Source organism: Corynebacterium sp. HMSC074C03 (genome assembly GCF_001838285.1).
Taxonomy (GTDB): Bacteria; Actinomycetota; Actinomycetes; order Mycobacteriales; family Mycobacteriaceae; genus Corynebacterium; species Corynebacterium amycolatum.
Genome location: NZ_KV836189.1, coordinates 127,607 through 152,987, shown reverse-complemented (window position 1 = coordinate 152,987; position 25,381 = coordinate 127,607). Strand labels below are relative to the sequence as shown.

At 59.2% G+C, this 25,381-nt stretch carries 20 protein-coding genes; 12 read left to right on the top strand and 8 right to left on the bottom strand.

The window, feature by feature from the left end; all coding sequences use genetic code 11:
• The first annotated feature begins 48 nt into the window (after nucleotides 1-48).
• The 3 genes from HMPREF2847_RS00825 to guaA all read left to right on the top strand — a co-directional run bounded on the left by HMPREF2847_RS00825 (nucleotide 49) and on the right by guaA (nucleotide 4,653).
• Nucleotides 49-1,197 (top strand): GuaB3 family IMP dehydrogenase-related protein, encoded by a 1,149-nt coding sequence (locus tag HMPREF2847_RS00825; protein WP_070851192.1) that lies wholly within the window; start codon nucleotides 49-51, stop codon nucleotides 1,195-1,197.
• A 119-nt stretch (nucleotides 1,198-1,316) separates the two neighbouring features.
• Nucleotides 1,317-3,065, top strand: coding sequence for an FAD-dependent oxidoreductase (locus tag HMPREF2847_RS00820; protein WP_070851191.1), 1,749 nt, complete (start codon nucleotides 1,317-1,319; stop codon nucleotides 3,063-3,065).
• 13 nt (nucleotides 3,066-3,078) lie between these two features.
• Nucleotides 3,079-4,653: a glutamine-hydrolyzing GMP synthase gene (gene guaA / locus HMPREF2847_RS00815; RefSeq protein WP_070851190.1), complete on the top strand. Its 1,575-nt coding sequence runs from the start codon at nucleotides 3,079-3,081 to the stop codon at nucleotides 4,651-4,653.
• Nucleotides 4,654-4,657: 4 nt separating this feature from the next.
• On the opposite strand, the gene HMPREF2847_RS00810 is transcribed toward guaA, so the two are convergent.
• Nucleotides 4,658-5,335 carry a hypothetical protein gene (locus tag HMPREF2847_RS00810; RefSeq protein ID WP_246821880.1) on the bottom strand — a complete coding sequence of 226 codons (678 nt, stop codon included), beginning with the start codon at nucleotides 5,333-5,335 and terminating at the stop codon, nucleotides 4,658-4,660.
• A 149-nt stretch (nucleotides 5,336-5,484) separates the two neighbouring features.
• Here HMPREF2847_RS00810 and HMPREF2847_RS00805 point away from each other — a divergent pair, with 149 nt between their 5' ends.
• From HMPREF2847_RS00805 to HMPREF2847_RS00795, 3 genes are all read left to right on the top strand, one after another.
• On the top strand, nucleotides 5,485-5,790 hold the full coding sequence (locus tag HMPREF2847_RS00805; RefSeq protein ID WP_070851227.1) for an antibiotic biosynthesis monooxygenase family protein: 306 nt from the start codon (nucleotides 5,485-5,487) through the stop codon (nucleotides 5,788-5,790).
• 182 nt (nucleotides 5,791-5,972) lie between these two features.
• On the top strand, nucleotides 5,973-6,668 hold the full coding sequence (locus HMPREF2847_RS00800; RefSeq protein ID WP_070851226.1) for a hypothetical protein: 696 nt from the start codon (nucleotides 5,973-5,975) through the stop codon (nucleotides 6,666-6,668).
• Nucleotides 6,668-8,332, top strand: coding sequence for a Y-family DNA polymerase (locus HMPREF2847_RS00795; protein ID WP_070851188.1), 1,665 nt, complete (start codon nucleotides 6,668-6,670; stop codon nucleotides 8,330-8,332). The genes HMPREF2847_RS00800 and HMPREF2847_RS00795 overlap by 1 nt, the downstream gene beginning before the upstream one ends.
• Nucleotides 8,333-8,371: 39 nt before the next feature.
• Here HMPREF2847_RS00795 and HMPREF2847_RS00790 read toward each other — a convergent pair whose 3' ends face one another.
• Entirely contained in the window at nucleotides 8,372-9,052 is a 681-nt protein-coding gene (locus HMPREF2847_RS00790; protein ID WP_049190345.1) for an AMIN-like domain-containing (lipo)protein, read from the bottom strand.
• A gap of 163 nt (nucleotides 9,053-9,215) precedes the next feature.
• Here HMPREF2847_RS00790 and HMPREF2847_RS00785 point away from each other — a divergent pair, with 163 nt between their 5' ends.
• Complete coding sequence (locus HMPREF2847_RS00785; protein WP_070851187.1) at nucleotides 9,216-10,127, top strand: sucrase ferredoxin; 912 nt, start codon at nucleotides 9,216-9,218, stop codon at nucleotides 10,125-10,127.
• Nucleotides 10,128-10,151: 24 nt separating this feature from the next.
• On the opposite strand, the gene HMPREF2847_RS00780 is transcribed toward HMPREF2847_RS00785, so the two are convergent.
• The 3 genes from HMPREF2847_RS00780 to HMPREF2847_RS00770 all read right to left on the bottom strand — a co-directional run bounded on the left by HMPREF2847_RS00780 (nucleotide 10,152) and on the right by HMPREF2847_RS00770 (nucleotide 12,830).
• The gene (locus HMPREF2847_RS00780; RefSeq protein WP_224433327.1) at nucleotides 10,152-10,784 is read right to left on the bottom strand and encodes a methionine ABC transporter permease; all 633 of its coding nucleotides are present in this window, start codon (nucleotides 10,782-10,784) and stop codon (nucleotides 10,152-10,154) included.
• Nucleotides 10,785-10,849: 65 nt separating this feature from the next.
• Nucleotides 10,850-11,899: a methionine ABC transporter ATP-binding protein gene (locus tag HMPREF2847_RS00775; RefSeq protein WP_038627760.1), complete on the bottom strand. Its 1,050-nt coding sequence runs from the start codon at nucleotides 11,897-11,899 to the stop codon at nucleotides 10,850-10,852.
• Between the two features lie 64 nt (nucleotides 11,900-11,963).
• A complete protein-coding gene (locus HMPREF2847_RS00770) occupies nucleotides 11,964-12,830 on the bottom strand; it encodes a MetQ/NlpA family ABC transporter substrate-binding protein (RefSeq protein ID WP_070851186.1) in 867 nt (288 codons plus the stop codon).
• Nucleotides 12,831-13,077: 247 nt separating this feature from the next.
• Between HMPREF2847_RS00770 and HMPREF2847_RS00765 the strand changes: the two genes are divergently transcribed.
• From HMPREF2847_RS00765 to HMPREF2847_RS00745, 5 genes are all read left to right on the top strand, one after another.
• Nucleotides 13,078-16,317 (top strand): error-prone DNA polymerase, encoded by a 3,240-nt coding sequence (locus HMPREF2847_RS00765; RefSeq protein ID WP_070851225.1) that lies wholly within the window; start codon nucleotides 13,078-13,080, stop codon nucleotides 16,315-16,317.
• Nucleotides 16,318-16,335: 18 nt separating this feature from the next.
• Nucleotides 16,336-18,300, top strand: coding sequence for an alpha/beta hydrolase family protein (locus HMPREF2847_RS00760; protein ID WP_070851185.1), 1,965 nt, complete (start codon nucleotides 16,336-16,338; stop codon nucleotides 18,298-18,300).
• A gap of 31 nt (nucleotides 18,301-18,331) precedes the next feature.
• Nucleotides 18,332-18,871 (top strand): tRNA (cytidine(34)-2'-O)-methyltransferase, encoded by a 540-nt coding sequence (locus HMPREF2847_RS00755; RefSeq protein WP_070560852.1) that lies wholly within the window; start codon nucleotides 18,332-18,334, stop codon nucleotides 18,869-18,871.
• A gap of 68 nt (nucleotides 18,872-18,939) precedes the next feature.
• On the top strand, nucleotides 18,940-19,797 hold the full coding sequence (locus HMPREF2847_RS00750; RefSeq protein ID WP_070851184.1) for a bifunctional methylenetetrahydrofolate dehydrogenase/methenyltetrahydrofolate cyclohydrolase: 858 nt from the start codon (nucleotides 18,940-18,942) through the stop codon (nucleotides 19,795-19,797).
• 20 nt (nucleotides 19,798-19,817) lie between these two features.
• Nucleotides 19,818-20,186, top strand: coding sequence for a DUF3017 domain-containing protein (locus HMPREF2847_RS00745; RefSeq protein ID WP_070851183.1), 369 nt, complete (start codon nucleotides 19,818-19,820; stop codon nucleotides 20,184-20,186).
• Nucleotides 20,187-20,192: 6 nt separating this feature from the next.
• Here HMPREF2847_RS00745 and HMPREF2847_RS00740 read toward each other — a convergent pair whose 3' ends face one another.
• The 3 genes from HMPREF2847_RS00740 to HMPREF2847_RS00730 form a co-directional block, all read right to left on the bottom strand.
• On the bottom strand, nucleotides 20,193-21,329 hold the full coding sequence (locus HMPREF2847_RS00740) for a homoserine O-acetyltransferase MetX (protein WP_070851182.1): 1,137 nt from the start codon (nucleotides 21,327-21,329) through the stop codon (nucleotides 20,193-20,195).
• Between the two features lie 45 nt (nucleotides 21,330-21,374).
• Entirely contained in the window at nucleotides 21,375-22,697 is a 1,323-nt protein-coding gene (locus tag HMPREF2847_RS00735) for an O-acetylhomoserine/O-acetylserine sulfhydrylase (protein WP_070851181.1), read from the bottom strand.
• 460 nt (nucleotides 22,698-23,157) lie between these two features.
• A complete protein-coding gene (locus HMPREF2847_RS00730; protein WP_070851180.1) occupies nucleotides 23,158-25,380 on the bottom strand; it encodes an NADP-dependent isocitrate dehydrogenase in 2,223 nt (740 codons plus the stop codon).
• Nucleotide 25,381 lies beyond the last annotated feature (1 nt).

Here is a 25,381-nt window from a genome sequence, read left to right as displayed (position 1 = left end):
TGGCTTAGTCGAGTTAAATTCCACGGAAAGGGCATGTGAGGAAAGCTCATGCGCGACATCGTTGAAATCGGTATTGGCCGCGAGGCACGCCGGACCTACGAGTTGGACGATATTGCACTCGTTCCCACTCGTCGTACTCGGTCGTCCAAGGACGTCGATACCTCCTGGCGAATTGACGCCTACGATTTCGAACTCCCGATGATGATGCATCCGACGGATGCCATCGCCAGCCCGGAATCCGTCGCTGAATTTGCTCGTCTGGGTGGTTTGGCGGTTCTCAATGCCGAGGGCATTTGGGCTCGCCACACCGATGCGCAGGACAAGATTGCCGAGTTGGTGGAGCTGGCAAAGAACGCCGCCACCAAGCGCGAATCCGAGGCAGTGAATCGCAAGCTGCAGGAACTGCACTCTGCTCCGATTGATACGGAGCTGTTGGTTGAGCGCATCAAGGAAATCCGCGCAACCGGCGCGATTACTGCAGTTCGTGTCTCCCCGCAGCACGCCCGTGAGCTGGCTCCGCTGGCTATCAAGGCTGGCATCGACTTGTTGGTTATCCAGGGCACACTGATTTCTGCAGAGCATGTCACTGCTCAGGGTGAGCCGCTGAACCTCAAGGACTTCATCGGCAGCCTGGATGTCCCAGTTATCGTCGGCGGTGTCGTCGACTACCAGACTGCGCTGCACATGATGCGCACCGGTGCCGCTGGTGTGATTGTCGGTACGGGCTTTACGACGTCCCCGGGTGCGCTCGGCATCGACGTACCAATGGCCACCGCTATTGCCGATGCCGCAGCTGCTCGTAAGGACTACCTCGATGAGACCGAGGGTCGCTACGTCCACATCATTGCCGACGGCGGCATTGATACCGCCGGGGACATTGCTAAGGCAATCGCCTGTGGCGCAGATGCTGTGGCGCTGTCCAGCGTGCTGGCAACCGTCAATGAGGCTCCGGGGCAGGGCTACGCCTGGCCGTCTGTCGCGGCACACCCGAAGTACCCGCGCGGTGCCGTGTGGCAGGTCGTCGAAGATGAGAGGGAACTGGTCAGTCTGGAAGAGGCTCTGTTTGGGCCGTCCGCCTCGCCGTTCGGTGATCGCAATCTCGCCGGCGGCCTGCGTCGCGCAATGGCCAAGTGCGGTTTTACCGACCTGAAGTCCTTCCACCGCGTTGAGCTATCGGTACGTCCAAAGGGTTTTTAGTTAAAGTAATCGGATAGTTTTTTCGTGAAACTACCTTACTGAAAAGCCACCTCCGCTTAGGGTTAGGAACATATGTTCCGCGCATTAGCGTTACGCCCTTAACGAAGGTGGCTTTTCCCATGAGTAAACAACGTGATTTCGATGTTGTAATCGTCGGTTCCGGTTTCGGTGGCTCTGTTTCTGCTTTGCGGTTGACCGAAAAAGGCTACCGAGTGGCAGTTCTCGAAGCCGGTCGACGGTTCGAAGATAAAGACTTTGCCAAGACCAGCTGGCGGCTTCACAAGTACCTGTGGGCTCCCAAGCTGGGGCTCTTTGGCGTCCAGCGCGTGCACATGTTGAAAGACGTCATGATTCTCGCTGGGGCTGGAGTCGGCGGTGGTTCCCTTAACTACGCAAACACTCTGTATAAGCCGGGTACCGAGTACTTTCAGCACCGTCAGTGGGGGCACATTACCGACTGGGAGTCAGAACTCACTCCGCACTATGACAATGCATCTCGCATGCTCGGGGTGGTCACCAACCCAACCGACACGCCTGCCGACGTCGTCATGCGTGAGGTAGCCGAAGATATGGGTGTGGGCCATACTTTCCGCTCAACCCCGGTGGGCGTGTTCTTTGGTGCCAAGACTGGTGGTCAGGGTGTGCCAGGGCAAACAGTTTCGGATCCCTACTTTGGTGGCGTTGGACCGGACCGCACTGCTTGTACGGAATGTGGTGAGTGCATGACTGGTTGCCGCCACAATGCCAAGAACACCCTGGTTAAGAACTACCTTTACTTGGCGGAGAAGTTCGGTGCGCAGGTCTTTGACCGCACTACCGTTACCGGTCTGCATCCTCAGGCTGATGGTTCCTGGGTTATTGACACTGAGCGCACTGGCCGTTGGGTAGCTAAGGGAAAGCAGCAGTTTAGCGCTAAGCGCGTCATTCTCGCCGCCGGTGCCTGGGGAACCCAGAATTTGCTGCACCGGCAGCAGGCCGATGGGTACTTGCCGCTGCTGCCGAAGTCTTTGGGCAAGCTGACCCGCACCAACTCCGAGGCTATTTTGGGCGCGATGGGTACGAAGGTGGACCCGGAAAATGACTTCTCTAACGGTGTAGCCATCACTTCGTCATTCTTCCCGGACGAGGACACTCATATCGAGCCAGTGCGCTACGGCAAGGGCTCTAATGCCATCGCAATGCTGCAGATGATTATGACCGAAGGGGGCCGTGCAACTCCGCGTTGGCTCCAGGCTGTGGGAACCGTCGTAAAGCACCCTAACTACGTGACACAGCTCGTAAACCTGCGTAAGTGGTCGCAGCGCACAGTGATTTCTTTGGTGATGCAGAATCGCGACAACTCGATTACGACGTACCTGCAAAAGATCGGGCCGGTGCGTTTCCTGATGAGTAAGCAGGGCGAGGGGGAGCCGAATCCGACGTGGATTCCGTCGGGTAATGAAGCTACGCAACGTGCGTCGGATAAGCTCAATGCACGTGGTCGGAATGGTCGTGTGCTGGCTGGTGGCACTATCGGTGAGTTGGCAAACATTCCTTTGACAGCTCACTTCATTGGTGGCGCGACGATTTCGGATTCGCCCGAAAACGGCGTAGTCGACCCGTACCTGCGCGTGTGGGGCTACCCGACGCTCTCGATTCACGACGGCTCGGCGATGGCAGCCAACCCGGGGGTGAACCCGTCACTGTCGATTTCCGCGAATGCGGAGCGTGCAACGTCGCTGTGGCCGAACAAGGGTGAGGAAGATCAGCGTCCGGCTCAGGGTGAGTCCTACGTGCGACTGGAACCGATTGCTCCGGTGAACCCGGCTGTGCCGGAAGATGCTCCGGCTGCACTGAACCTGGGTATGCCTGCAGTCCGTAAGTCTTGATAAGCTTTAGGGCGTGTCTGAACAGGTGACTAAGCCCGTCCTCGTCGTGGACTTCGGTGCGCAGTATGCGCAGCTCATCGCGCGACGTGTGCGCGAGGCAAAAATTTATTCCGAAGTGGTCTCGCATGATGCGACGACCGAAGAAATCAAGGCCAAGAACCCGGCCGCGCTGGTGCTGTCCGGCGGCCCGTCCAGTGCCTACGCCGAAGGTGCCCCGAAGCTCAACCCAGAGTGGCTTGAGCTGGGCATTCCGGTGTTTGGTATTTGCTACGGTTTCCAGGCGATGACTGAGGTACTCGGCGGCACGATCGCTGCTACCGGTGACCGTGAGTACGGCCGCACGCAGCTAAACGTCGTCGACGGTGGCGGTGTCGTTCACGCTGGTGTGCCGGAGACGCACGAGGTGTGGATGAGTCACGGTGACGCGGTGTCTGAGGCACCGGAGGGCTTCACCGTTACGGCGTCCACCAAGGGTGCGCCGGTAGCCGCTTTCGAGTGCTTGGAAAAGCGAATGGCCGGTGTGCAGTACCACCCGGAGGTCAACCACTCGCCGTATGGTCAGCAGGTTCTGGAGAAGTTCCTGTACGAGATTGCTGGCCTGGAGCCGGACTGGACTGCCGCTAATATCGCGGAAGAGCTGATTGAGCAGGTCCGTAATCAGGTCGGTGAGACCGGTCGCGCAATTTGCGGTCTGTCTGGCGGCGTTGACTCCGCAGTTGCCGCCGCGCTGGTGCAGCGCGCTATTGGTGACCGTCTGACCTGTGTCTTCGTCGACCATGGGCTGCTGCGTCAGGGCGAGCGCGAGCAGGTTGAGAAGGATTTCGTTGCCGCAACTGGCGCGAAGCTGATTACCGTCGACGATTCCAAGATTTTCTTGGATGCTCTGGCCGGCATCACTGATCCGGAGACCAAGCGTAAGACTATCGGCCGTGAGTTCATCCGCTCCTTCGAGCGTGCTGTCGCTCAGGCGCTGGAGGGCGCTCCGGAGGGCGAGACCGTGGACTTCCTGGTTCAGGGCACCCTGTACCCGGATGTGGTGGAGTCCGGTGGCGGTTCTGGTACTGCCAACATCAAGAGCCACCACAACGTCGGTGGTCTGCCGGATGACGTTGAGTTCACCCTCGTTGAGCCGCTGCGCCTGCTGTTCAAGGACGAGGTCCGTGCGGTCGGCCGTGAGCTGGGTCTGCCGGAAGAAATCGTTGCTCGTCAGCCGTTCCCGGGTCCGGGGCTTGGTATCCGCATCATCGGCGCTGTCGATGAGGAGCGCCTGGATACCCTCCGCCGTGCCGACGCCATTGCGCGCGAGGAAATGACGGCCGCAGGTATGGATGAGGTTGTCTGGCAGTGCCCGGTCGTCCTGCTTGCCGACGTTCGCTCGGTCGGTGTTCAGGGCGATGGTCGTACTTATGGCCATCCAATTGTGCTGCGCCCGGTGTCCTCCGAGGATGCGATGACCGCTGACTGGACTCGCGTTCCGTACGACACTTTGGAGAAGATCTCCACGCGTATTACCAACGAGGTGCCAGAGGTCAACCGAGTGGTCCTGGATGTGACTTCCAAGCCGCCGGGAACCATTGAGTGGGAGTAAGCCACTAGTTGGCAAGGGCCGTGTCTGTGAGTTGTGCAAACTCGCGGGCACGGCCCTTTTCCGTCAGGGCCGAATTGTTCCTGGTGATGGTGATGCGCTTATCGGCCACGAGTGTGTGGAGGGCTGCGCTCACGGCATCGTCGTCAAGCATGGCGAAGTAAGACAGCTGGTCGGTGAAGAAGACGTAGTTGTCGCGCAGACGTGCGATGAAGAGGACTGCGAGGATGCGGGCCTCTGGTGAGTCGGCAGAGTAGGGGCAGCGTTGGGCGAAGTCGTCGGGAAGTTGTGCGGCCATCGGGAGGAAGCCGAATTGCCGCGGCAGGATTGCGCAGGTAGCGGTGATGGCGGACAGAACTAGGGTCACTATGCAGGCGACCGGTGTAGAGGAGATTCGTTCGGCGACAGCAGCAATAATCCATGAGCCGGGGAAAATCAGCAGCACGCTTACGCTGGAGGTCCAAGAGATGTCGTTTGGTGACTCACGCATCGGCTCGGCGAAATAGGATGGCCGAGTTTCTTTGGTGGGTGTTTTTGCCTGGCGCACGACAAGAGTGGCGCCGATGAGGGCCAGTAAAAGCGCTATCATGATCCACCAGCCAATGGAGCCGATGATATGGGCGTTAAGCAGCGCGAGCAGCGTAATCACTGCGGTGATGACGCCAATCGCCGTCCCCAGCCGCACGGGATTATTGATAAATTTTGTCGTGCGTTGAGTTGCGTCTTGGTAAGACCCTGAAGAGTGTTGGTGTCGGCTGCATTCAGTCATACTTCTTAAGTTTAGTAGCGGTGGAACTATAGATTGTTGAGAGTCGTGTGGCTAGTGTTATGACCATGAGCATTGTAAAAATTAACGCTATTACCGTTCCTGAGGGTGCGGGAGAAGAGCTCGAACGTCGCTTTTCCGCTAACTCTTCGAAAATGACCGATGTCCCGGGTTTTATTGGTTTCCAGCTGCTGCGTCCAACCGCAGGGGGGAGCCGCTACTTCGTCTTCACTGAGTGGGAGAGCGAGGAGGCCTACCAGGGGTGGCGTGAGGGCCGTGCGTTCAAGGCATCGCATGAGGGCGAAAAGCGCAAGCCGGTGTCGTCGTCGGCTGATTTGCTCGAATTCGATGTAGTCCTGGATGTGAAGGCGTAAGCATTACGCAATGTAGTGTTCGGCTGAGGTTAGAGCGTCGCGCGGTGGTGTGCGGCGCTTTTCTTCGCACATTAATATCGAACGTACGTGCTATTTAAGGTAGTGTTTAATCCGCTTGTTGGGAAAGAATATTCGAGCAGGGTTCGTGGTGAGCATGGCAGTGAGATGAGGTGGAACAAGAAGTGACAACGGCGGTCAATATTGCTGCGGGGCAGTCTAGAGAGCAGACTATTGCGGCATTGCGGCAGGCGATGGCAGCCCAGTCTGGTGGGACTGCAACTGGTGCAACCTTTGGGCTCGGTGAGGCGCTGCCGGTGCCGGTGGCGTTGGAAAATACGTTGGCAGGAGCAGTGCGAAAAGGGGCTGTCAGTGTCATTGAACAGCCCGGTGCGGTATTGGCAGGCCTAATCGCGGAAGTTACGAAGACAGGTCATGTTGCGCTAGTTGGGCTCTCCGAGCAGGGGTTGCTCTCCGTGGTGGAGTTGGGCGGGAAGCTATCGAACATTGTCTGTGTGCCAGATCCTGGAATGCAGCCACTTGAAGTAATTGGGCTGTTGGCGGACGGCGTTGACTTGGTGGTGGCTTCGTTGGCACGCACTCCACCGCCGTCGCAGGCACGTCCGCTGCAGGCACGACTGCGCACGAGTGGTTGTGCTCTGGTTTTTGTCGGGCAGCAGTGGCCGGGCGCTGAGTCGGAAATTTCCAGCTCTGTTGCTGGTGTTTCCGGGATTGGTACCGGTTATGGCCGGATTCGGGCAGTGGATTACCACGTCAGTGTGTCGGGGACGCGGTTTCCGCGGAGGCAGTGCCGTTGGCGGGTGGGGGAACAGGTGGAACAGAACAATGTGGTCGCCTTTCCCGCGCAGAGGAGGTTCTAGTGGCAGCGGCGGAATCGAGCCGTGTGGTGGCGCTATGGCTTCCTGATTGGCCAGTGCAGGCAGCGCATCTAGCATCTGTGACGTCGCAGGCTAACCCGCTCAGTCCAATTGCGATCGTGGGTGATAGCGGAGTAGCTGCTTGTTCTCCAAGTGCGCGCCGTGCAGGGGTACGGCGCGGGCAGAGTCGTCGCCATGCGGAAGCGTTGTGCCCGGAGCTGGAGGTTGTCGAGGAAAGTGCGGCGCGCGACGCTGCGGAATTCGAGTCCGTGCTGCAACGGTTGGAGGCGGTGGCAGCTGGGGTCGAAGCTCTACGGCCAGGCTTGGCGGTTGTGGCAGCGCGAGGGGTAATGCGTTATTACGGCGGACAGGATGTGGCCTTGGAAAAGCTGCTTGATGCCGCTGCAGTGCCGGGCGTGGACTGCAGCTTGGGGCTCGCGGACGATATTGTGACAGCTATTTTGGCAGCGCGCCGGGGAGTGCTGGTAGCTCCCGGGGAGGATGAAGGCAAAAGATTTCGGCAGGGAATCTCTCTGGTGGAGCTTAGGGCGGAAAGTGCACTGGAGATGCCCGCAGAGCTTGCGAAGTCGTGGCAGGAACTCGGTCTGCGCACATTGGGAGATGTCGCTGCGTTACCGAAGCGGGATATAGCCAACAGGTTTGGGGCGCAGGGGGCTAGATGGCATGATTTGGCCTGTCGTGGGGAAGTGCGGTTGGTAGCGCCGCGATCTTTGCCACCAGGATTGGCTGCGAGCTACCAGTCTTGGGAGAGTCCACTCCGGAGAGTGGATGAGGCCTCATTCGTCGCGCGCTTTCTAGCTGGGCAACTGCATGAACAGCTTTTTAGCCATGGGTATTCGTGTTACCGCTTAGCGGTGGTGGCGCAGTTTAGTGACGGCTCAGAGGTGCGCAGAGTATGGCGCTGCACTGAGCCACTGGCAGAACAGACTACGGCTGACAGAGTTCGGTGGCAGCTCGATGGCTGGCTGAATAACAGGAATCGGCAGCAGCCACGAGGGAACAGTGGCACTGTTACTGGAGTTGTTGACGGCGCTGAGGAAAACGACGGAGATGATAGCCGCGGAATTGTAGAGCTGCAGTTAGAGCCACTGGATGTGGTCGCCGCCGGGACTGTAAAGCAGGATTTGTGGCACGGTAGTGATGATGCGCGAGCTAAAGCGCGCCGAGCTGCCGAGCGTGTGCAGGGGTTACTGGGGCCAGAGGCAGTACAGCAACCAGTCATGCAAGGCGGGCGTGGCCCAGGCGAAAGAGTGGGATTTGTCGCTTTCGGAGAAAACCCCAAAAACACAAAAACCGCGGAAATTAATCAGCCATGGCCGGGAGCTGTTCTTGCCCCCAATCCGGCAATTATTCCCGCGACCGCGAATGCAGAGGTGGAAGTGCTCGACGCCGATGGGCACACCGTGGGCGTAACTGGGCGAGCGACCATGACGGCGGAACCGTCCCTGGTGCGACATGGAGTAACAACGTATCGCGTGTCATCGTGGGCTGGACCCTGGCCGATTGATGAGCGCTGGTGGGTACCCGATGAGGCTCGCCGAGCGGCAAGAATACAAATCCGTGCGGTAGCGAATGACGGTACCATCGCCGCCTGGTTGCTCATAGGGCATGCCGGCGCATGGAGAATCGAGGGGGCTTACGCGTAGAGACGCAGTGGAGGAGGAGTGCGTCGGTGGGCAAACCGATTACTTCGATTGGAAGTCAATAACCAGGCGGTTCGGATTGCTCAACGAGAAAACCTTGAACGGGGTCTTATCTCCCTTGAGCCCGACGACATACTGAGTCTGCCCCTCGAAGGTTCCGGCACCGACAACTTCCTTAATAACGGAAGTCGATGTCGGCTTGACCGAGTCAGAGGGGAAGTCCTCCATCTGGAAATCAAAGGGGTAGCCCATGCCCCGCAAGTCGATTACCAGCTTGGCTGTACCGTCGACAGAAATCGGCTTGCCGGAGCCCTGCTGGGTTGGGACATCCTCGTAACGGACAAAGTATCCCGGTGTGCCCTCACCGGTGAGTTCAAAGACAATGCGGTCATAACCGTCGTGGGAACCGACGCGTACATCTTGAATACCCAAGTAAGCGCCATCGGAAGGAGCAGCTTCTGCGGAGGAGCTATTGAAATCGCCCTCCGGAGCAGCATCGTCATCCATGGTGGTTTGCGCCGCCGCAGACGAGCTAGTGGAGCTGCTAGAGCTGCTCGACAAATCGGAGGTGCCAGCGGTTGAGTCAGTTTTCATAGACAGTGCAGCAGCCGAGTCTGAGGAGGAGTCAGAGGAGCAGGCACCGAGAGCTAGACCCAATGCGAGGCACAGGGATGCCGCGATACGGGTACGAGTGCGCGAAGCATCCAGCGATTTCGTATTCATACGTCCGACGGTATGTGCGCAGTTGCGGAATTTCAACAAGTTGAACTGCAAAAGTCGAGGTCAAAGTTATTTGTTGTCAAAGTGTTGCACAATAGTAATAAAACAGGGGTGAACGCTGCGACCTAAGACCCAATCGCAGAGGCACTCAATTACGCTTAGGCGTATGAGCCAGGCCAAATTTGATACCACCTGTTCCGCTCAGATGGCTGAGCCGCTTCCCGGTACTGCAAAAGCCGGAAAGCTCTTTATTGCGTTGGAGCACCAACTCGGTTGGTCTCACGATATTTTTGACGGCGGGGTATGGGGAGCAGAGATCACCGGTCAGGTAGAAGCCTGGTTATCTGAGCGCGGTGGCGCGTTGCAGCTAATTCGCAAACCAGGCCGAATCGGCCAGCAGCCGTGTGATGGCGTTAACGTCTATATCGCGCATTGCGAGTCAGCGGATGGCTCTGAGGTTTTCCTCGAACATCGCATGGTTGCCGATGTTAAAGACCTGATGACTCTGGATATCCGGCTTGGACAGCCCACCGAGGGGGCCACTCGTCTAGACCATCCACTGTTTCTCATCTGTACGCACGGTAAGCGCGATCGTTGCTGTGCGATTAAAGGTCGCCCGCTCGCTGCGGCGATGCACAACCTCTACCCAGAGGTCGTGTGGGAAACTTCCCACTCTAAGGGGCACCGCTTTGCGCCGGCTAGCGTACTGCTGCCATGGAATTACAGCTTTGGACGTCTGAGTGCGGTGGACGCCAAGGGGGTTATCGAAGACGCTCAGCGGGGCATCGTGCATGCAGAGGGCTGCCGCGGCCGTGGTATCTACACCCCGCAGGGGCAGGCAGCCGAGTTGGCTGTGCGTCGTCAAGCAGATGCGTGGGGCGTAGACGACGTCGCACGCGTTGACGTCGACGGTACGACTGCGGTCGTCGTGCTTTACGACGGCCCCAGCGACCGCGACAAGGTCGTGGAATACGAAGTGGCCCTGGAGAAAATCACCACAGAAGGTGTTGTGTCTTCCTGCGGTGATGCTCCAGGGCCAAAGAAGGGCTGGGCTGCGGTCGAAGTAACCCGCCGCTAGCTAATGGCTAGCTAATGTGTGCGGCTACCTGCGCATAATCTTCTTGGAGAGCCAGTTGCCGAAGATCTGCGCCAACTGGACGATGAAGATGATGACCAGGGTTGTCACCAGAGTGACGTTCCAGTCGAATGCCTGGTAGCCGTAGGTGATTGCGAAGTTGCCCAGTCCGCCGCCGCCGATGTAGCCGGCCATAGCCGACATGTCGACCACGGCGATGAATGCGAAGGTGTAGCCAAGTACCAGTGGTCCCAGTGCCTCCGGCACGACGACCGTGCGGATGATGCGCCACGGACTTGCGCCCATCGCACGGGCGGCCTCAATTACGCCGGGGTCGATGGACATCAAATTCTGCTCCACCAGGCGCGCGATGGCGAAGGTGGCGGCAATCGACATGACGAACACCGCGGCTTCGGTGCCGATCGTGGTGCCGACCACGTTCTTTGTCAGTGGGCCGATGGCCGTAACCAAGATGATGAACGGGATTGGGCGGACAAAGTTAATCAGGACATTGAGGACCTGGTAGACAAACTTGTTGCGCAACACGCCACCATCGCGGGTGGTGTAGAGCAGCACGCCGATTGCCAGACCTGCGACACCACCAATCAGCATGGCGACACAGACCATGTAGAGCGTCTGGCCGAATGCCTCGCCCAGCATTGGGCCGAGGCTATCCCAGTTGGTGTCCTTGCCACTCACCGATGGCAGAGAGTTTAAGAGACCAATCATGATGCAAGCTCCTCTACCTGTGTCAGTTCGGAAATGGCAGCAATGGCGGCATCGAAATCAGAGGAATCCGAGGCGGAATCACCTGTCAGCGGAGTCAACCGCAAAGTAAGGCGACCGTAGGACTTCGCCTGCACATTGGCGACTGCACCGTGTGCCACCGAGGCGGCGACACCGTGGGCACTAGTGGCCTGTGCTAGAGCACCGAGGTCAACACCGTCATTGATAGTGATGGTGATCAGGCGAGCCGCTGCGCTCTCGGCGGACTGATTCACCGAATCGCGTTCACGGCCAATTGGAACATCGCGCAGTGCGGTGGTGGCGAAGCGGCGGCCAACCTCAGTCTTGGGATTGGCGAAGACCCCGTGAACCGTACCAGTTTCGACGATGTGACCATTTTCCATGATGGCCATGCGGTCAGCGATACCGCGCACAACCGACATGTCATGGGTAATCAGCACGATAGTGACACCCATTTCGCGATTGATGCGACGCAGCAGATCCAGGACACCGGAAGTAGTTTCCGGGTCGAGTGCCGAGGTGGCTTCGTCGGCAAGCAGGAGCGTCGGTTCGGTGGCGAGCGCACGGGCGATGCCGACACGCTGCTTCTGTCCACCCGAGAGCTGCTCTGGGAAGGACTCCGCCTTGTCGCCGAGACCGACGAACTCCAACAGCTCCTGGGCGCGAGCGCGGCGCTTGGCCTTCGGCATACCGGCCAGTTCCAGCGGGTATTCAACGTTGCGAATCGCGTTGCGCGAATGGAAGAGGTTGAAGTGCTGGAAGATCATGCCGATATTGCGGCGCAGGCCTCGTAGCTGGCGCTCGGAGATGCCGACGATGTCGGTGTCATCGAGCAAAACCTGCCCTGATGTTGGCTTTTCCAGGCCGTTAATCATACGGATGAGCGTTGATTTACCGGCGCCGGAATAACCGATGACGCCGAGGATTTCGCCGGGTTCAACGGTCAGGTTGATGTCGGCGAGCGCGGTGACGTCGCCGAATTGCTTGTTCAGCTCGCGGAACTCGAGCTTCGTTCCCTTGTTGGTCACGAATGAATCAGTGCCCCTTGGTCTATGTTCCCTGGTGTTGGGCGGTACTTAAGTGGCAGTGGCGTTAGTTCTGCTCGCGCTGCTGCTCTTCGACGCGATTCAGAATGTCCTGCAGCTCCTTAGCCGAACGGTCAACCGGAACCGAGGTGCCCTTGGAGTCCTCTGCGACTGCGTCCTGGACCTCCTTGGAGTGCCAGATCTTGGAGAGCTCCGCGTACTTCGGGTCGTCAGCATTTTCAGCCTTGGTGACAAAGACGTTGATGTACGGCTCTGCCTCCGTGGAGTTCGGGTCATCCTGGAAGATGGCGGTGTTCGGGTCGATACCGGCGCGGTCCAGGAAGGAGTTATTAATAATGGCAGGCTTACCCTCGCCGTAGGCGGCCGGAGTCTGAGCGGCATCCACCGGCAGAACCGTGACCTTGGAAGCTTCCTTATCGATGTCAGCCGGGGACGGAGTCAGCAGGTCATCCTGCTTCAGCTTCAGCAGGCCAGCCTGAACCAGCACGTTAATAGCGCGACCCTGGTTGGACGGGTCGTTCGGGATGACGACCTCGGTGCCCTTCTCCAGCTCATCAACCGACTTGTGGTCCTTCCAGAACAGTGCCAGCGGGACAATCTCGCTCGAGCCAATCGGAGTCAGGTCCGACTTAGCGCCGACGTTGTACTCAGCCAGGAACTTGATGTGCTGGAAGAGATTGACGTCGAGCTGGCCCTCATCGAGTGCGCGGTTCGGAGTCTGGTAGTCGGAGAAGTTCTGAACATCCAGATCAATGCCCTGTTCAGAAGCCTTCTGCTCGAAAACGGTCCAGGCCTTCTTGCTGGCATCCGTGGTGCCGATGCGAATGGCGTCATCCGAGCTGCCACAGGCAGTAAGGCCGGTTGCGGCGAATGCGACAGTGAGTACACCGGCGGAAAAACGCTTGAGGTTCATCGAGGGGTCTCCTTATTTAATGGGATTTGTTAGCTGAAGTTTTAAGGCAGAACTAGACCAAGCTGTCTTTAATTCTGGGGTTAAGGCTAGCACTTGCCCAGGTAGTGCTGAAAATTCAACTTCAGCCTAAACAGTCGAGTGTTGCTGAGGTGTGACTTACGGATGTGTCCCGGGGGTGGCGCTTAATGCAGATGCTAATCGAAAAGGCGTTTGAATGCAGTCCGTGGGGTGGGTTAATGTTCGTGGCATGGAAAACATCTCGGACGGACAGTCGGAGCAGTCCGGTCGGCCACTGAGCTGGTCGCGGATTGAGCGTATTCTATCGGGTAAATTTTCAGGAAAACTACAGCCTAATGGTAGCTTCAACGGCTGGCGGGGACAGCTGTCAGATTCCATCGTTGGGGCTTTTGAAGCTCCGGAAAGCGGCGCTGGTGGCAGAGGTGGCATGTCATTTACGCCTGCGGATATTAAGGCGGAATTGCACTGTCGTTCGAGTTATTCGTTCCTGCATGGCGCATCGGATCCGGAAGAATTGGTGTCCGAGGCTGTGCGTTTGGGGTTAAACGTGTTGGGGCTGACAGATCGCGATGGTTTCTATGGAATCGCTCGTTTTGCCGAGGCTGCAGCGGAGGCTGGTATTGCCACAATCATCGGCGCGGAGCTGGGGCTTCCGCAGCGGCCCCTCACGGTGCTGGGGCGGGGGCCCGAGGGCTATCGGCGCCTGAGCCACGCGCTGTGTGATGCGCATATGTCGGCAGGGGAGAAGTCCGTCGTCCGCTATCCTCCACTGCCAAAGTTGGGGGAGGCTGCAGGTGGTTTCTGGCAGGTGCTTGCCGACGTTAACTGGCTCGGCGACCTGGAAGAACTTATTGCGGCCTTCGGTGCGGAGAATGTGGCACTCGAACACCGCGTGAGCCCCACCGCGCAGGCGGCCGATGACGCGGAAGCTATTTCAGCCGCAGCTGTGAAGTATGGCCTGCGGGAGGTGGTTTCCTCTGCTGCGACGTCGGCTTCGCCTGCGACAAGCCGGTTGGCTGGGGCTAAACAGGCTCTTGCTGTGAGAGAGGACTTAGACGGGTTCGAGTCACGACTGGAGCCGGCAGGCGGAGCTTGGTTGCGTTCGTGGGAGGAGCTAGCGGCGGCAACACGGTATCTGGGGGTGCAGGTGCTGCAGTCAACACAGGACATTGCAGGTGAGTGTGCTTTTACGCTTGACCTCATTGCGCCTGAGTTGCCTCGCTGGGAAGTGCCAGAGGGCCACGATGAGGACTCCTGGCTGCGGGAAATTGCCCGTGCGGGGGCACGGCGGCGGTATGGTCCGGTCGATGGAGCTGGGGACGGCTCCGTGCAAGCGCGGGCGTGGGCGCAGTTAGAACATGAGCTGACTGTGATTCGAGAGCTGGGCTTTCCGGGCTACTTCCTCATCGTGCACGACATCTGTGAGTTCTGTCGCCGGGCGGGAATTCTGGCGCAGGGGCGCGGTTCGGCCGCTAACTCGGTGGTGTGTTTTGCGCTGGGGATCACCAATGTTGACCCCATTAGTGCCGGGCTGTTGTTCGAGAGGTTTTTGTCGCCAGAACGGGATGGTCCGCCGGATATTGATGTAGACATCGAGTCTGGTCGTAGGGAAGAGGTTATCCAATACGTCTATGAAAAGTATGGTCGTGACAATGCCGCGCAGGTAGCCAATGTCATTACCTACCGGCGGCGCGGCGCATTGCGCGATGCGGCGCGGGTGTTGGGATACTCGCCGGGCGTTATCGATGCGTGGGTCAGAGACCGGGAAGCGTGTCCGCCGGAGCCGGTGCGAAAACTGGCGGAGCAGCTTCGTGGGCAGCCTCGTCATTTAGGCATTCACTCTGGCGGAATGGTGATTTGTGATCGGCCGATTGCGGATGTCGTGCCAGTGGAATGGGCACGCATGGAGGGGCGCTCAGTAGTGCAGTGGGATAAGGATGACTGTGCGGCAGCGGGACTGGTGAAGTTCGACCTGCTTGGCCTCGGAATGCTGGAGGCCATCCACCATTGCATTGACTTGGTCTATGAACAGCATGGGCGCCGAGTGAACCTGTGGGAAATAGATGTCGCTGAACCGGAGGTTTACGAGATGTTGGCACGCGCGGACGCGGTGGGCGTGTTTCAGGTGGAATCGCGCGCGCAGCTGGCCACCTTGCCCCGACTGAAGCCGAGGGAGTTCTTTGATCTGGTGGTGGAGGTGGCACTCATTCGCCCAGGCCCCATTCAAGGCGGTAGCGTGCACCCCTACATTCGCCGCCGAAATGGACTCGAACCGGTGACCTATGAGCATCCGGTGTTGGAGAAGTCTCTCGGGAAGACACTGGGCATTCCGCTATTTCAAGAGCAGCTGATGCAAATGGCCGTCGATGCGGCGGATTTCAGCGGGGCGGAAGCGGACTCGCTGCGCCGCGCTATGGGGTCGAAGCGCTCAGTGGCCAAAATGGAAGCGCTCCATGCCCGTTTTCTGGCTGGGCTGGAGCGCACCAGTGGCATTGATGCGGATATTGGGGAACAACTGTGGAACAAGATAGTGGCCTTTGCCGCCTACGGTTTCCCTGAATCACACGCGCAGTCGTTTGCCTCCTTGGTGTATTTCTCGGCCTGGTTTAAGTACCACTATCCGGCGGAGTTCTGTGTAGCGTTGCTCCGTGCTCAGCCCATGGGGTTTTACTCTCCGCAGTCGTTGATTGCCGATGCCCGCCGGCACGGTATCGGCTGCGATGGTCCGGATATCGCAGTTTCAGGCGTGGAAGCCAGCGTCATCGATGGTCGTATTCGTTTGGGGCTCGGTGCCATTGCCGGTGTGGGCAATGGCGTGGCGGAACGTATCGTCGCAGCGCGGCCATTTGTCAACGCAGCAGATGTCGCCCGCAGAGCTCGGCTGGGTGTTGGGCACATGGAAGCACTGGCGCGCGCAGGAGCACTTGGGTCGCTGGGGATTGACCGTCGTCAAGCACTGTGGGCGGCGGGCGTGGCGGCGACGGAAAGTGAGGGCATGCTGCCGGGGCTCACGCTTGCCGACGCACCGGCGTTGCCCGGCATGACGGAGTTTGAGCTGGCAGCTGCCGATTTGATGGCAACGGGAGTGACCCCGGGGCAGTACCCGGTGGCCGCGTTGCGGGCAGACCTGCAGGAACGTGGAGTGGTGCCTGCGGCGGAACTGAAAGCAGTGCCCGACGGAACACGAGTAGAAGTGGCGGGAGTCGTGACACATAGGCAACGTCCAGGGACAGCTGGCGGAGTGACATTTTTGGGAATGGAGGACGAAACTGGGCTGGTGAATGTGCTGTGTACACCGGGGCTGTGGAATCGTTTTCGGCCGGTAGCGGTGAATTCGCGGGCGATGGTGGTGCGCGGTATCGCGCAGACAGCCTCTGGTGCGGTGACAATCGTGGCCGATCGTCTGGTGGATATGTCCGAGGCTCTGGGGCGGCCGGTGGTGGCAGGTCGAAGTAGAGATTTTCGCTGACTATTAGAATGGATTGTTATGCGCCAGACCTATGAATCCTCGTTAGCACCGGATGGGAGTGCAATCGCCTTTATTGTCCGCGATAGCGGCTACCCGCGTGCGGTACAGCAGGAGATTACTCCGGAGGGGCTAGGGGAGGAGCGCCCCGTGAAACTGCCGGTGGAAGGCCCGGTTACCAGAGTGCTGCACTCCCCGGATGGAAAGTGGATTGCCTGCGAGGTCTCTCCGTACGGTACGGAGCGACTGCAGACCTGGCTGGTATCCACCGATCCGGAGGTCGATGGTGCCCGCCCCCTGCGCATGGATGCGGATATGCGCGCCACACTGGTGGAATGGGATAACGATCTCCTGGCGATGAACGCGGTCGATGCCCAGGGCATTAACTATGCACGTTTGGTCAACCCGACAAACTCAAAGTATGAGGTCATTGATAGACGCACCGACAGCCAGCTGGTAGCGGCTGAAAGTGGGTTTGGCCTCGTGCGGGTGGGCCCGCGAGGCCACCGGGAGTTACTACTAGTCGGGCCGGGGCAGCAGTGGCAGCCGCTGTTGCCATCCGATCCTGGCTCTACCACGGATGTCGGTGTCTTATTGGCGCATCCGGGGCAGGAGAAGCTGACCGCATTCGTGCTCTCAGATCATGGCGCGGAACAGCGTCGCATCCTGCGCCTGGGTATTACTCCCGACAGCGGTATCAGCACCACGGAGCCGCGTACAGCGGAATCGACCGCAGCGGAGATTTTGGATATGAAGATTGGCATCGAAGTTGATGTCGAGGAGTTCATTGGCAATCCGGATCAAGACGTCGAAGAATTCGTCATTAGTGAGGATTCCTCCACTGCGGCTGTGCTGTGGAATAGCGGTGGGGTCAGCACGCTCGAGGTGCTAACCCTTGGCCTTCACCCGCAGACTGACGACATGCGGGTGATGGTGCGCCGCAATGTGGAATTGCCGGGCATGGTTGCGCGCGAGCTGTCAATCTCCGGGGACGGTGAGCTGATCTCCCTGACAGTAGAAGGGCCAGGCCTTGCGCCAACGGTGGAGATTCTGCGCAATATCGGTGGTGTCATTGAGCCATTGGATATGGAACGCACCGAACGGATTTTGGCTCTGGAAGAGAAGAATCTGGAGACCATGCCGGCCCCAGAACTGGTCTACTTTGTCTCCCGCGATGGGCTGGAACTCTCTGGCTGGCTCTACCTTCCAGAGTCGGTGCGCAATAGTTCTAATGACGTTTCCGGAAACGCACTACCGCCGGCTTTCATCCACATCCACGGCGGCCCAGAACTGCAGGCAAAACCCATTCACCACGATGTTCTAGCCAGCATTGTGGAGGCGGGATTCGTGGTGTTCACACCTAATGTGCGCGGTTCCTCGGGGTCCGGTAGGTCATTCGAGCACGCGGGCGACCGCTATGGACGCTTTGCCGCTATTGCGGATATCGCAGCGGCGCGTGCCTTCCTCGTTGATGCCGGGTTGGCGGACCCAGAACGCATTGCCCTGGGTGGGCGATCTTACGGTGGCTTCATGTCGCTGTTGGCCTCGGCGTGGTACCCGGATCAGTTTGCTGCCATCGTGGATGCCTGCGGAATGACAAGTTTTGAAACCTACTACCAATCCACAGAACCCTGGTTGGCGCAGGCCGCGTTCCCTCGATACGGCTACCCGTACCAGGATGCTGAGCTTCTGCGCGATATCTCGCCACTGCACCGTGCGGAGGAAATGAAGGCTCCAACCCTATTCATCCACGGCGAGTGGGATACCAACGTGCCTCCGCGAGAGTCCGGTCAGATGCGCAACGCCATGGACGCCTATGGTGTGCCCACTGATTTTCTGGTGGTTGAGGGAGAGGGCCATAAGTTCTCGAAGCCGAGGAGCCGAGCGCTCATCGGTGAGACCATCATCGCGTTTTTCGCCGAGCACGGCGTGTGTGATGCGGCGCCCAGCGCGTCAACGGCAGTAGAAACTAACAACGATCAGTAATAGAAGCAACGGAAAAGAACTGACAGAAGAAATGAATAGCGCCACGACCGAGCCGACGAACGCCGAGCCAACCAACTCCACAGACTGGATTAAGAGCCACACCTGCCACGTGCTTTTTGACCGGCCTGTCATCCCGCCGAACACCGGAAACGCTATCCGCATGTGTGCGGGCTCTGGAGCTATGTTGCATCTGGCCAAGCCACTGGGGTTCAACTTCGATGACAAGAATCTGCGTCGCGCCGGGCTGGATTACCATGACCTGGCCGATGTGCGTATTCACGATTCCATCAATCAAGCGTTGGAGACCTTTGCCAGCCAAGGGTGCCGCATCTTTGCCTTTACCGCACACGCTGACACTTGGCACACAGACATTGAGTACACGAACACCGATGTACTGCTCTTTGGCCCGGAGCCAACCGGGTTGGAACAGTCAGTGCTCGATGATTCGCGAATTACGCAATTAATCCGAATTCCCATGTTGCCCGCTCGTCGCAGCATGAATCTTTCCAACGCCGCTGCAGTGGCTGCTTATGAAGTCTGGCGTCAGCAGGGCTTTATGGGCGGTAAATAGGGTCAAAGGCGAGGGCGGTTACAGGGCGTTTCTGGGCATTATTCGCTCCTGTGCCTAAGATAAATGCCATGGCAGCGACAAAGCTTGATGGCAAACTCTACCGAGACGAAATCTTCGAAAACCTGGAAAAGCGCGTTGAGCGTTTGAAGGAAGCCGGCTACACCCCGGGGCTGGCTACCGTGTTGGTTGGTGATGATCCAGGCAGCCACTCTTACGTCAAGATGAAGCATCGCGACTGTGAGCAGATTGGTATCGCCTCTATCCGCCGTGATCTCCCAGCTGACACCACGCAGGAAGAACTCGAGGCAGTAATCACCGAGCTGAACGAAAGTCCGGAGTGCACAGGCTACATTGTTCAGTTGCCACTGCCGAAGCACCTGGATGAAAACCGTATTCTGGGCCTCATCGATCCGGAGAAGGACGCCGATGGCCTCCACCCGGTAAACCTGGGCAAGCTGGTCCTCAACGAGCCAGCACCGCTGCCGTGTACCCCAAACGGCTGTATCCACCTGCTGCGACGCTTCGGCGTCGAGCTCAATGGAGCCAAGGTTGTTGTTATCGGCCGCGGTGTCACCGTCGGTCGCCCGATCGGACTGATGCTCACTCGCCGCAGCGAGAACTCCACCGTGACGCTGTGTCACACCGGCACCAAGGACTTGGCCGCTGAAACCCGTCAGGCTGATGTCATCATCGCAGCCGCTGGTGTCGCCCATATGCTTACTGCAGACATGGTCAAGCCTGGCGCTGCTGTACTCGACGTGGGAGTTTCGCGTGTCGACGGCAAGCTGGCCGGTGACGTTGCTGATGACGTTTGGGACATTGCCGGTTACGTATCCCCGAACCCAGGTGGTGTCGGCCCACTGACTCGCGCTTTCCTCGTACGCAATGTCGTCGAGCGCGCTGAAAAGCTCGCTGGCCTGGCCTAGTCAGCCAGGAGGAAGAAGTCATGTCGAAAAGGGAAATTGCGCAGCGTGCCCGGCGGGAAGATCTGCCGGATCCAATGCTGAACCCGCATAGCCCGAAGACCCCGCCGCCGGGGGCATCGTGGCCAATGTGGGTGCAGTACACGATTTATGGCGCGCTCTTTTTCGGCATGTCTGCCTTCGTCGTGTTCCTGGGGTTGGAGCGATGGCGACGCGCCACCTTCATGCTGGGAATCACAATGATGCTGCTCGGTGTGGCTAGGCAGTACCTGCCGGACAGCATTCTAGGCGTGTTCTCTGTACGATCCCGGGCCTTTGACTTATGGTTTTGCTCCATAATCGGGATGGGGATTGTATTCCTGGCAGTCAGCGTGGATGCGCTGGGAAGCTAGCTGACATTAGCTGACATCGCGAGCGAGGAAATTACGCACAATCGAATCCACCCGCTCGAACTCCGTTAAGAATCCGTCGTGACCCACGGCGGATTCAATCTTTTCTAGCCCCATGCAGTTGCCCAGATTGCGGGCGAGGTGCTCCTGCTGGTGGAAGGGGTAGAGAATATCCGTGTCCACACCGGCAATCATGGTCGGCACGGTTGACGAGTGCAGCGCCTCGTTGAGGCCACCGCGATCACGGCCAATATTGTGCCGATTCAAGGTATCGGTGAGCACGACATACGACCCGGCATCGAAACGCTGAGCCAGCTTCTTCGCCTGATGATCCAAGTAGCTTTCTACCTGGAATCGGTCTTCCGTGCGCATCGCGCCCAGCGGATTCTCACCGGGCTGCGCTGCCGCACCAAAGCGGTCATCCATCTCCAGCTCGCCACGGTACGTCAAATGCGCGACCCTGCGTGCAAACCCCAGACCTCGGGTTGGGGTCACACCGCGGTCGTAGTAGTCGCCGCCATACCAATCGGGATCGGACTCAATGAATTGAATCTGCGCAGACTGAATACCAATCTGCCAAGCAGACGCACGTGCGCCGACACACATCACCAATGCCTTGCCGACGAAATCAGGGTGCATCAGTGACCACTCAAGCGCGCGGGCCCCACCCAAGGAGCCACCAATGACAGCTTGGAGGCGGGAAATTCCCAGTTCTTGCAGCGCAAGGTGCTCCACTGTCACCGTGTCGCGCACGGAGATGGCGGGGAAGCGAGAGCCCCAGGGCTTGCCGTCGTCCGGATGCGGACTGGAGGGGCCAGTTGTACCGCGACAGCCGCCGATGACGTTGGTGCAGATGATGCAGTACTCGTCGGTATCCAGTGCGCGGGCAGAGCCAATCATCCCGTTCCACCAACCCGCAGTCGGGTGGTACTCATCCGAGGGGCCGGAAGCGTGGGCGTCGCCGGTTAGAGCGTGCTCGAGGAGGATGACATTCGAGCAGTCGTCGTTAAGCCGGCCCCAGCGTTCGAACTCGACGGTGACGTCGGGGATGACCGCGCCAGCCTCGGTGGTGACATCGCCGATAAAGACACGCCCCGGCTCGCCCTCGGGTGGGAGGGCGGCCGGGGTAGATGGGGAAAAGCTCATGCCTTATAGACTACTTAGTCCGTCATATGTCTGTGTACAAACGGTCTACGCGAGTGCTGCGAAGCCGCCCTCGAGGTCAGCGATGATGTCATCGATGTTCTCGATACCGACGGAGAGACGCACGGTGGCCTGGGAAATGCCGGCGCGAGTCAGACCCTCCTCATCGGACTGGGAGTGAGTGGTGGTGGCCGGGTGGACAACCAGCGAGCGGACATCACCGATGTTGGCGACGTTGGAGTGCAGCTTCAGAGCGTCAATGAACTTCCAAGCCTTGGCGGTGTCGGCATCCTTCAAGTCGAAGGAGAGCACGCCGCTGGCGCCGGAGAGACCCAGCTTGGTCAGGGTTTCGTGCCACGGGGAGCTCGGCAGGCCAGCGTAGTTGACCTTGGCGACCAGCGGGTGGTTCTCGAGGAACTCGGCGACAGCCTTGGCGTTTTCATTGTGGCGCTCGATGCGCAGAGACAAGGTGTCGAGGCCCTGCGCCAGAACCCACGCGTTGAACGGAGCCGGAGTAGCACCAGTGTCGCGGAGAATGCCAGCGCGGGCGCGCAGTGCGAAGGCTGGGGCGCCCAGGTCGGCGAACTTCAGGCCGTGGTAAGCCTCGTCGGCCTCGGTGAAGTTCGGAAAGATAGAGCGGCCGTTGCGGGTCTGAGTCCAGTCGAACTTGCCACCATCGACGATGACACCGCCGAGGGAGGAACCGTTACCGGTCAGGAACTTGGTGGTGGAAGAAACCACGATGTCAGCACCGTGCTCGAGCGGGCGCAGCAGGGCAGGGGTCGGAACCGTGTTGTCGACAATCAGCGGCACGTTGTTGCGGTGTGCAACCTCTGCGATAACCGGAATGTCCAGGATGTCGATCTGCGGGTTGGCGATGGATTCACCGTAGAAACCGACGGTGTTGTCCTGAACTGCTGCCTGCCAGGACTCCGGGTCATCCGGGTTCTCGACGAAAGTGCAGTCGATGCCAAGGCGCGGCAGGGTGACCTTGAACAGGGTCTCAGTACCACCGTAGAGGCGCGGCGAAACGACGAAGTGGTCGCCCGCACGAGCCAGAGTGAGAACAGCAGCGGTCTCAGCTGCCTGGCCGGAGGCGAACAGTACGGCTGCGACGCCACCGTCAAGGCTGGCGATGCGCTGCTCGACGGCATCCACAGTCGGGTTGGTCAGGCGGGAGTAAATCGGGCCTGCATCCGAGAGGTTGAAGCGGTTGGCAGCGTGCTCAGCGGAATCGAAGACGTAGGAGGAGGTGTTGTAAATCGGCAGGTTACGCGCGGAGGTCTGTGCGTCCGGAGCGAAGCCGGCGTGAATAGCGCGAGTGGACAGGCCCCAGTCGGCGGCGTTGCTGTTGTCGTACTTGGTGGTCATTTCAGATACTTCCTTGCGGTTTTTGAGGTTGTTCAAAACGTTGCTTACAAACAATAGTGAACCAAGCTGTCTATTGCAAAGTTTTAGAAAAACCCAAGGTAAGAGGGTGTGTGCATCTGTGTCGAGAGTGCTATAGCCCGCTTAGTACGGATTGGTTTGATTAGTCGTGGGGTGTGATTAGTTGTGGGGGCGGGGCATTGGGCGCTGCGGTGTCGAGTGTCGGGTTGAGCCAAGCTGAGGGCTGGGTATGGGCGAAAAGTACCGGAGACCGCCGAAGGGCGCTCGAAGTTGTCAAGGCCGTTATGGAGGTCAGGGCACAGAAAAAGCCCCACGCATCATGTGCATCAAATGCAACATGAGCGAGGGGCTATCGCCTGAAATCGGCGGGCAGTCTAGGTCGGCCAAGGCCAGCCTGGGCCAACCAGACCAGCCAGACCGCCCAGGGGGCAGGCAGTTAGTCCTACTTCTTCAGGCCGTCGATGATCTCGTTGAACTCAGCGGACGGACGCATAACTGCGGAGGTCTTCTCATCGTCCAGCAGGAAGTAGCCACCCAGATCAGCTGGGGAACCCTGAGCATCAATCAGGGTCTTCGTGATGGACTCTTCCTTCTCCGTGAGGGCCTTAGCAACCGGTGCGAAAGCTTCCTTCAGCTCGGAGTTCTCGTCCTGCTTGGCCAGCTCCTGTGCCCAGTAGAGAGCCAGGTAGAAGTGGGAGCCGCGGTTGTCGATCTCGCCAGCCTTGCGGGACGGCGACTTGCCCTCGTCGAGCAGGGTAGCGGTTGCCTTGTCCAGGGCCTCGGCCAGGACGCGCGGACGTGGGTCGTCGTCATCTTCAGCGGCGTAGCGCAGGGACTCGGCCAGTGCCAGGAACTCACCCAGGGAATCCCAGCGCAGGTGGTTTTCTTCCTGAACCTGCTGGACGTGCTTCGGGGCGGAACCGCCTGCACCGGTCTCGAACAGACCGCCGCCGGCCATTAGCGGCACGACCGACAGCATCTTAGCGGAGGTGCCCAGCTCCATGATCGGGAACAGGTCAGTGAGGTAGTCACGCAGAACGTTACCGGTTACGGAAATGGTGTTCTCGCCGCGGCGGATGCGCTCGAGGGAGAACTTGGTGGCGGACACCGGATCCATGATGCGGATATCCAGGCCCTCGGTGTCGTGATCTGCCAGGTACTCGTTGACCTTGCTGATCAGGTTGTTGTCGTGCGCACGCTGCGGGTCCAGCCAGAACACTGCAGGGTCACCAGTGATACGAGCGCGGTTAACGGCTAGCTTCACCCAGTCGCGGATTGGGGCGTCCTTGGTCTGGCAGGAGCGCCAGATGTCACCCTCGGCGACGTGGTGCTCAATCAGAACCTCACCAGCGGAGTTGATGACCTGCAGGACACCGTCAACCGGAACCTGGAAAGTCTTGTCGTGAGAGCCGTACTCCTCAGCCTTCTGAGCCATCAGACCGACGTTCGGGACAGATCCCATGGTCGCCGGGTCGAAAGCGCCATTGGCGCGGCAATCGTCGATGACCGCCTGGTAGACGCCGGCGTAGGAAGAGTCCGGGATAACAGCGAGAGTGTCGCTCTCTTCGCCGCTCGGGCCCCAGCCCTTGCCGCCGTTGCGGATTAGTGCAGGCATGGAGGCGTCAACGATGACGTCGGACGGAACGTGGAGGTTGGTGATGCCCTTGTCGGAGTTCACCATGTAGAGGGCCGGGCCCTCCTTCAGGTCCTTTTCAATCGCGGACTTGACGGCTGCAGCGGTTGCGTCGTCAAGCTTGTGCAGGCCGTCGAGGATAGCGGCGAGGCCATAGTCCGGAGTCAGGTTGGCAGCAGCCAGCTTGGACTCGAACTTCGGGAAAACAGATGGCAGGAAGGCCTTGAGGACCTCGCCGAAAATCAGCGGGTCGGAGACCTTCATCATGGTGGCCTTCAGGTGGACGGAGAACAGGATGTTCTCGCGCTTTGCGCGACGGATCTGAGCACGGAGGAAGTTGTCCAGGATGTGGACGTTCATGCCCGTGCCGTCAATAATCTCGCCCTTGAGGACCGGCATGTCCTTCTTCAGGGTGATGATCTGGCCGTCGTTGGACTCGAGCTGGTAAGTCAGCTTGTCGTCTTCCGGCATGACAATGGACTTCTCATTGTGGCGGAAGTCGTTGGAGGCCATGGTGGCGACGTTGGTCTTGGAGTCTGCGGACCAAGCGCCCATGCGGTGCGGATGCTTGCGGGCGTAGTTCTTCACCGGCTCCGGAGCGCGGCGGTCGGAGTTACCCTCACGCAGTACCGGGTTAACGGCAGAGCCCTTGACCTTGTCGAACTTTGCGCGGTCGGCGGTCTCCTCGTCGCCTTCCGGCTGCGACTTGTACTTCGGAATGTCGTAGCCCTTTTCCTGCAGCTCTGCGACAGCGCGCTTAATCTGCGGGACGGATGCAGAGATGTTCGGCAGCTTGATGATGTTGGCGTCCGGCTCCTTGACCAGCTTGCCCAGGGCTGCCAGCGCATCTTCTACCTTCTGCTCGTCCGAAAGGCGCTCCGGGAACTGAGCCAGAATGCGGCCTGCGAGGGAGATGTCGCGGGTTTCAACATTGACACCAGCCTGGCTTGCAAATGCCTCCACGATTGGCTTCAGCGAGTAGCTCGCCAGCAGAGGGGCTTCGTCAGTACGGGTCCAAATAATTGTCGCCATA

Excerpts from the sequence above, each read along its gene's own strand:
- HMPREF2847_RS00730 (WP_070851180.1), bottom strand. The coding sequence starts at position 25,380 with ATGGCGACAATTATTTGGACCCGTACTGACGAAGCCCCTCTGCTGGCG.
- HMPREF2847_RS00740 (WP_070851182.1), bottom strand. The coding sequence starts at position 21,329 with ATGAGCTTTTCCCCATCTACCCCGGCCGCCCTCCCACCCGAGGGCGAG.
- HMPREF2847_RS00790 (WP_049190345.1), bottom strand. The coding sequence starts at position 9,052 with ATGAATACGAAATCGCTGGATGCTTCGCGCACTCGTACCCGTATCGCG.
- HMPREF2847_RS00735 (WP_070851181.1), bottom strand. The coding sequence starts at position 22,697 with ATGACCACCAAGTACGACAACAGCAACGCCGCCGACTGGGGCCTGTCC.
- HMPREF2847_RS00770 (WP_070851186.1), bottom strand. The coding sequence starts at position 12,830 with ATGAACCTCAAGCGTTTTTCCGCCGGTGTACTCACTGTCGCATTCGCC.
- HMPREF2847_RS00825 (WP_070851192.1), top strand. The coding sequence starts at position 49 with ATGCGCGACATCGTTGAAATCGGTATTGGCCGCGAGGCACGCCGGACC.
- HMPREF2847_RS00820 (WP_070851191.1), top strand. The coding sequence starts at position 1,317 with ATGAGTAAACAACGTGATTTCGATGTTGTAATCGTCGGTTCCGGTTTC.
- HMPREF2847_RS00805 (WP_070851227.1), top strand. The coding sequence starts at position 5,485 with ATGAGCATTGTAAAAATTAACGCTATTACCGTTCCTGAGGGTGCGGGA.
- HMPREF2847_RS00785 (WP_070851187.1), top strand. The coding sequence starts at position 9,216 with ATGAGCCAGGCCAAATTTGATACCACCTGTTCCGCTCAGATGGCTGAG.
- HMPREF2847_RS00745 (WP_070851183.1), top strand. The coding sequence starts at position 19,818 with ATGTCGAAAAGGGAAATTGCGCAGCGTGCCCGGCGGGAAGATCTGCCG.
- HMPREF2847_RS00780 (WP_224433327.1), bottom strand. The coding sequence starts at position 10,784 with ATGCTGGGCGAGGCATTCGGCCAGACGCTCTACATGGTCTGTGTCGCC.
- HMPREF2847_RS00765 (WP_070851225.1), top strand. The coding sequence starts at position 13,078 with ATGGAAAACATCTCGGACGGACAGTCGGAGCAGTCCGGTCGGCCACTG.
- HMPREF2847_RS00750 (WP_070851184.1), top strand. The coding sequence starts at position 18,940 with ATGGCAGCGACAAAGCTTGATGGCAAACTCTACCGAGACGAAATCTTC.
- HMPREF2847_RS00755 (WP_070560852.1), top strand. The coding sequence starts at position 18,332 with ATGAATAGCGCCACGACCGAGCCGACGAACGCCGAGCCAACCAACTCC.
- HMPREF2847_RS00760 (WP_070851185.1), top strand. The coding sequence starts at position 16,336 with ATGCGCCAGACCTATGAATCCTCGTTAGCACCGGATGGGAGTGCAATC.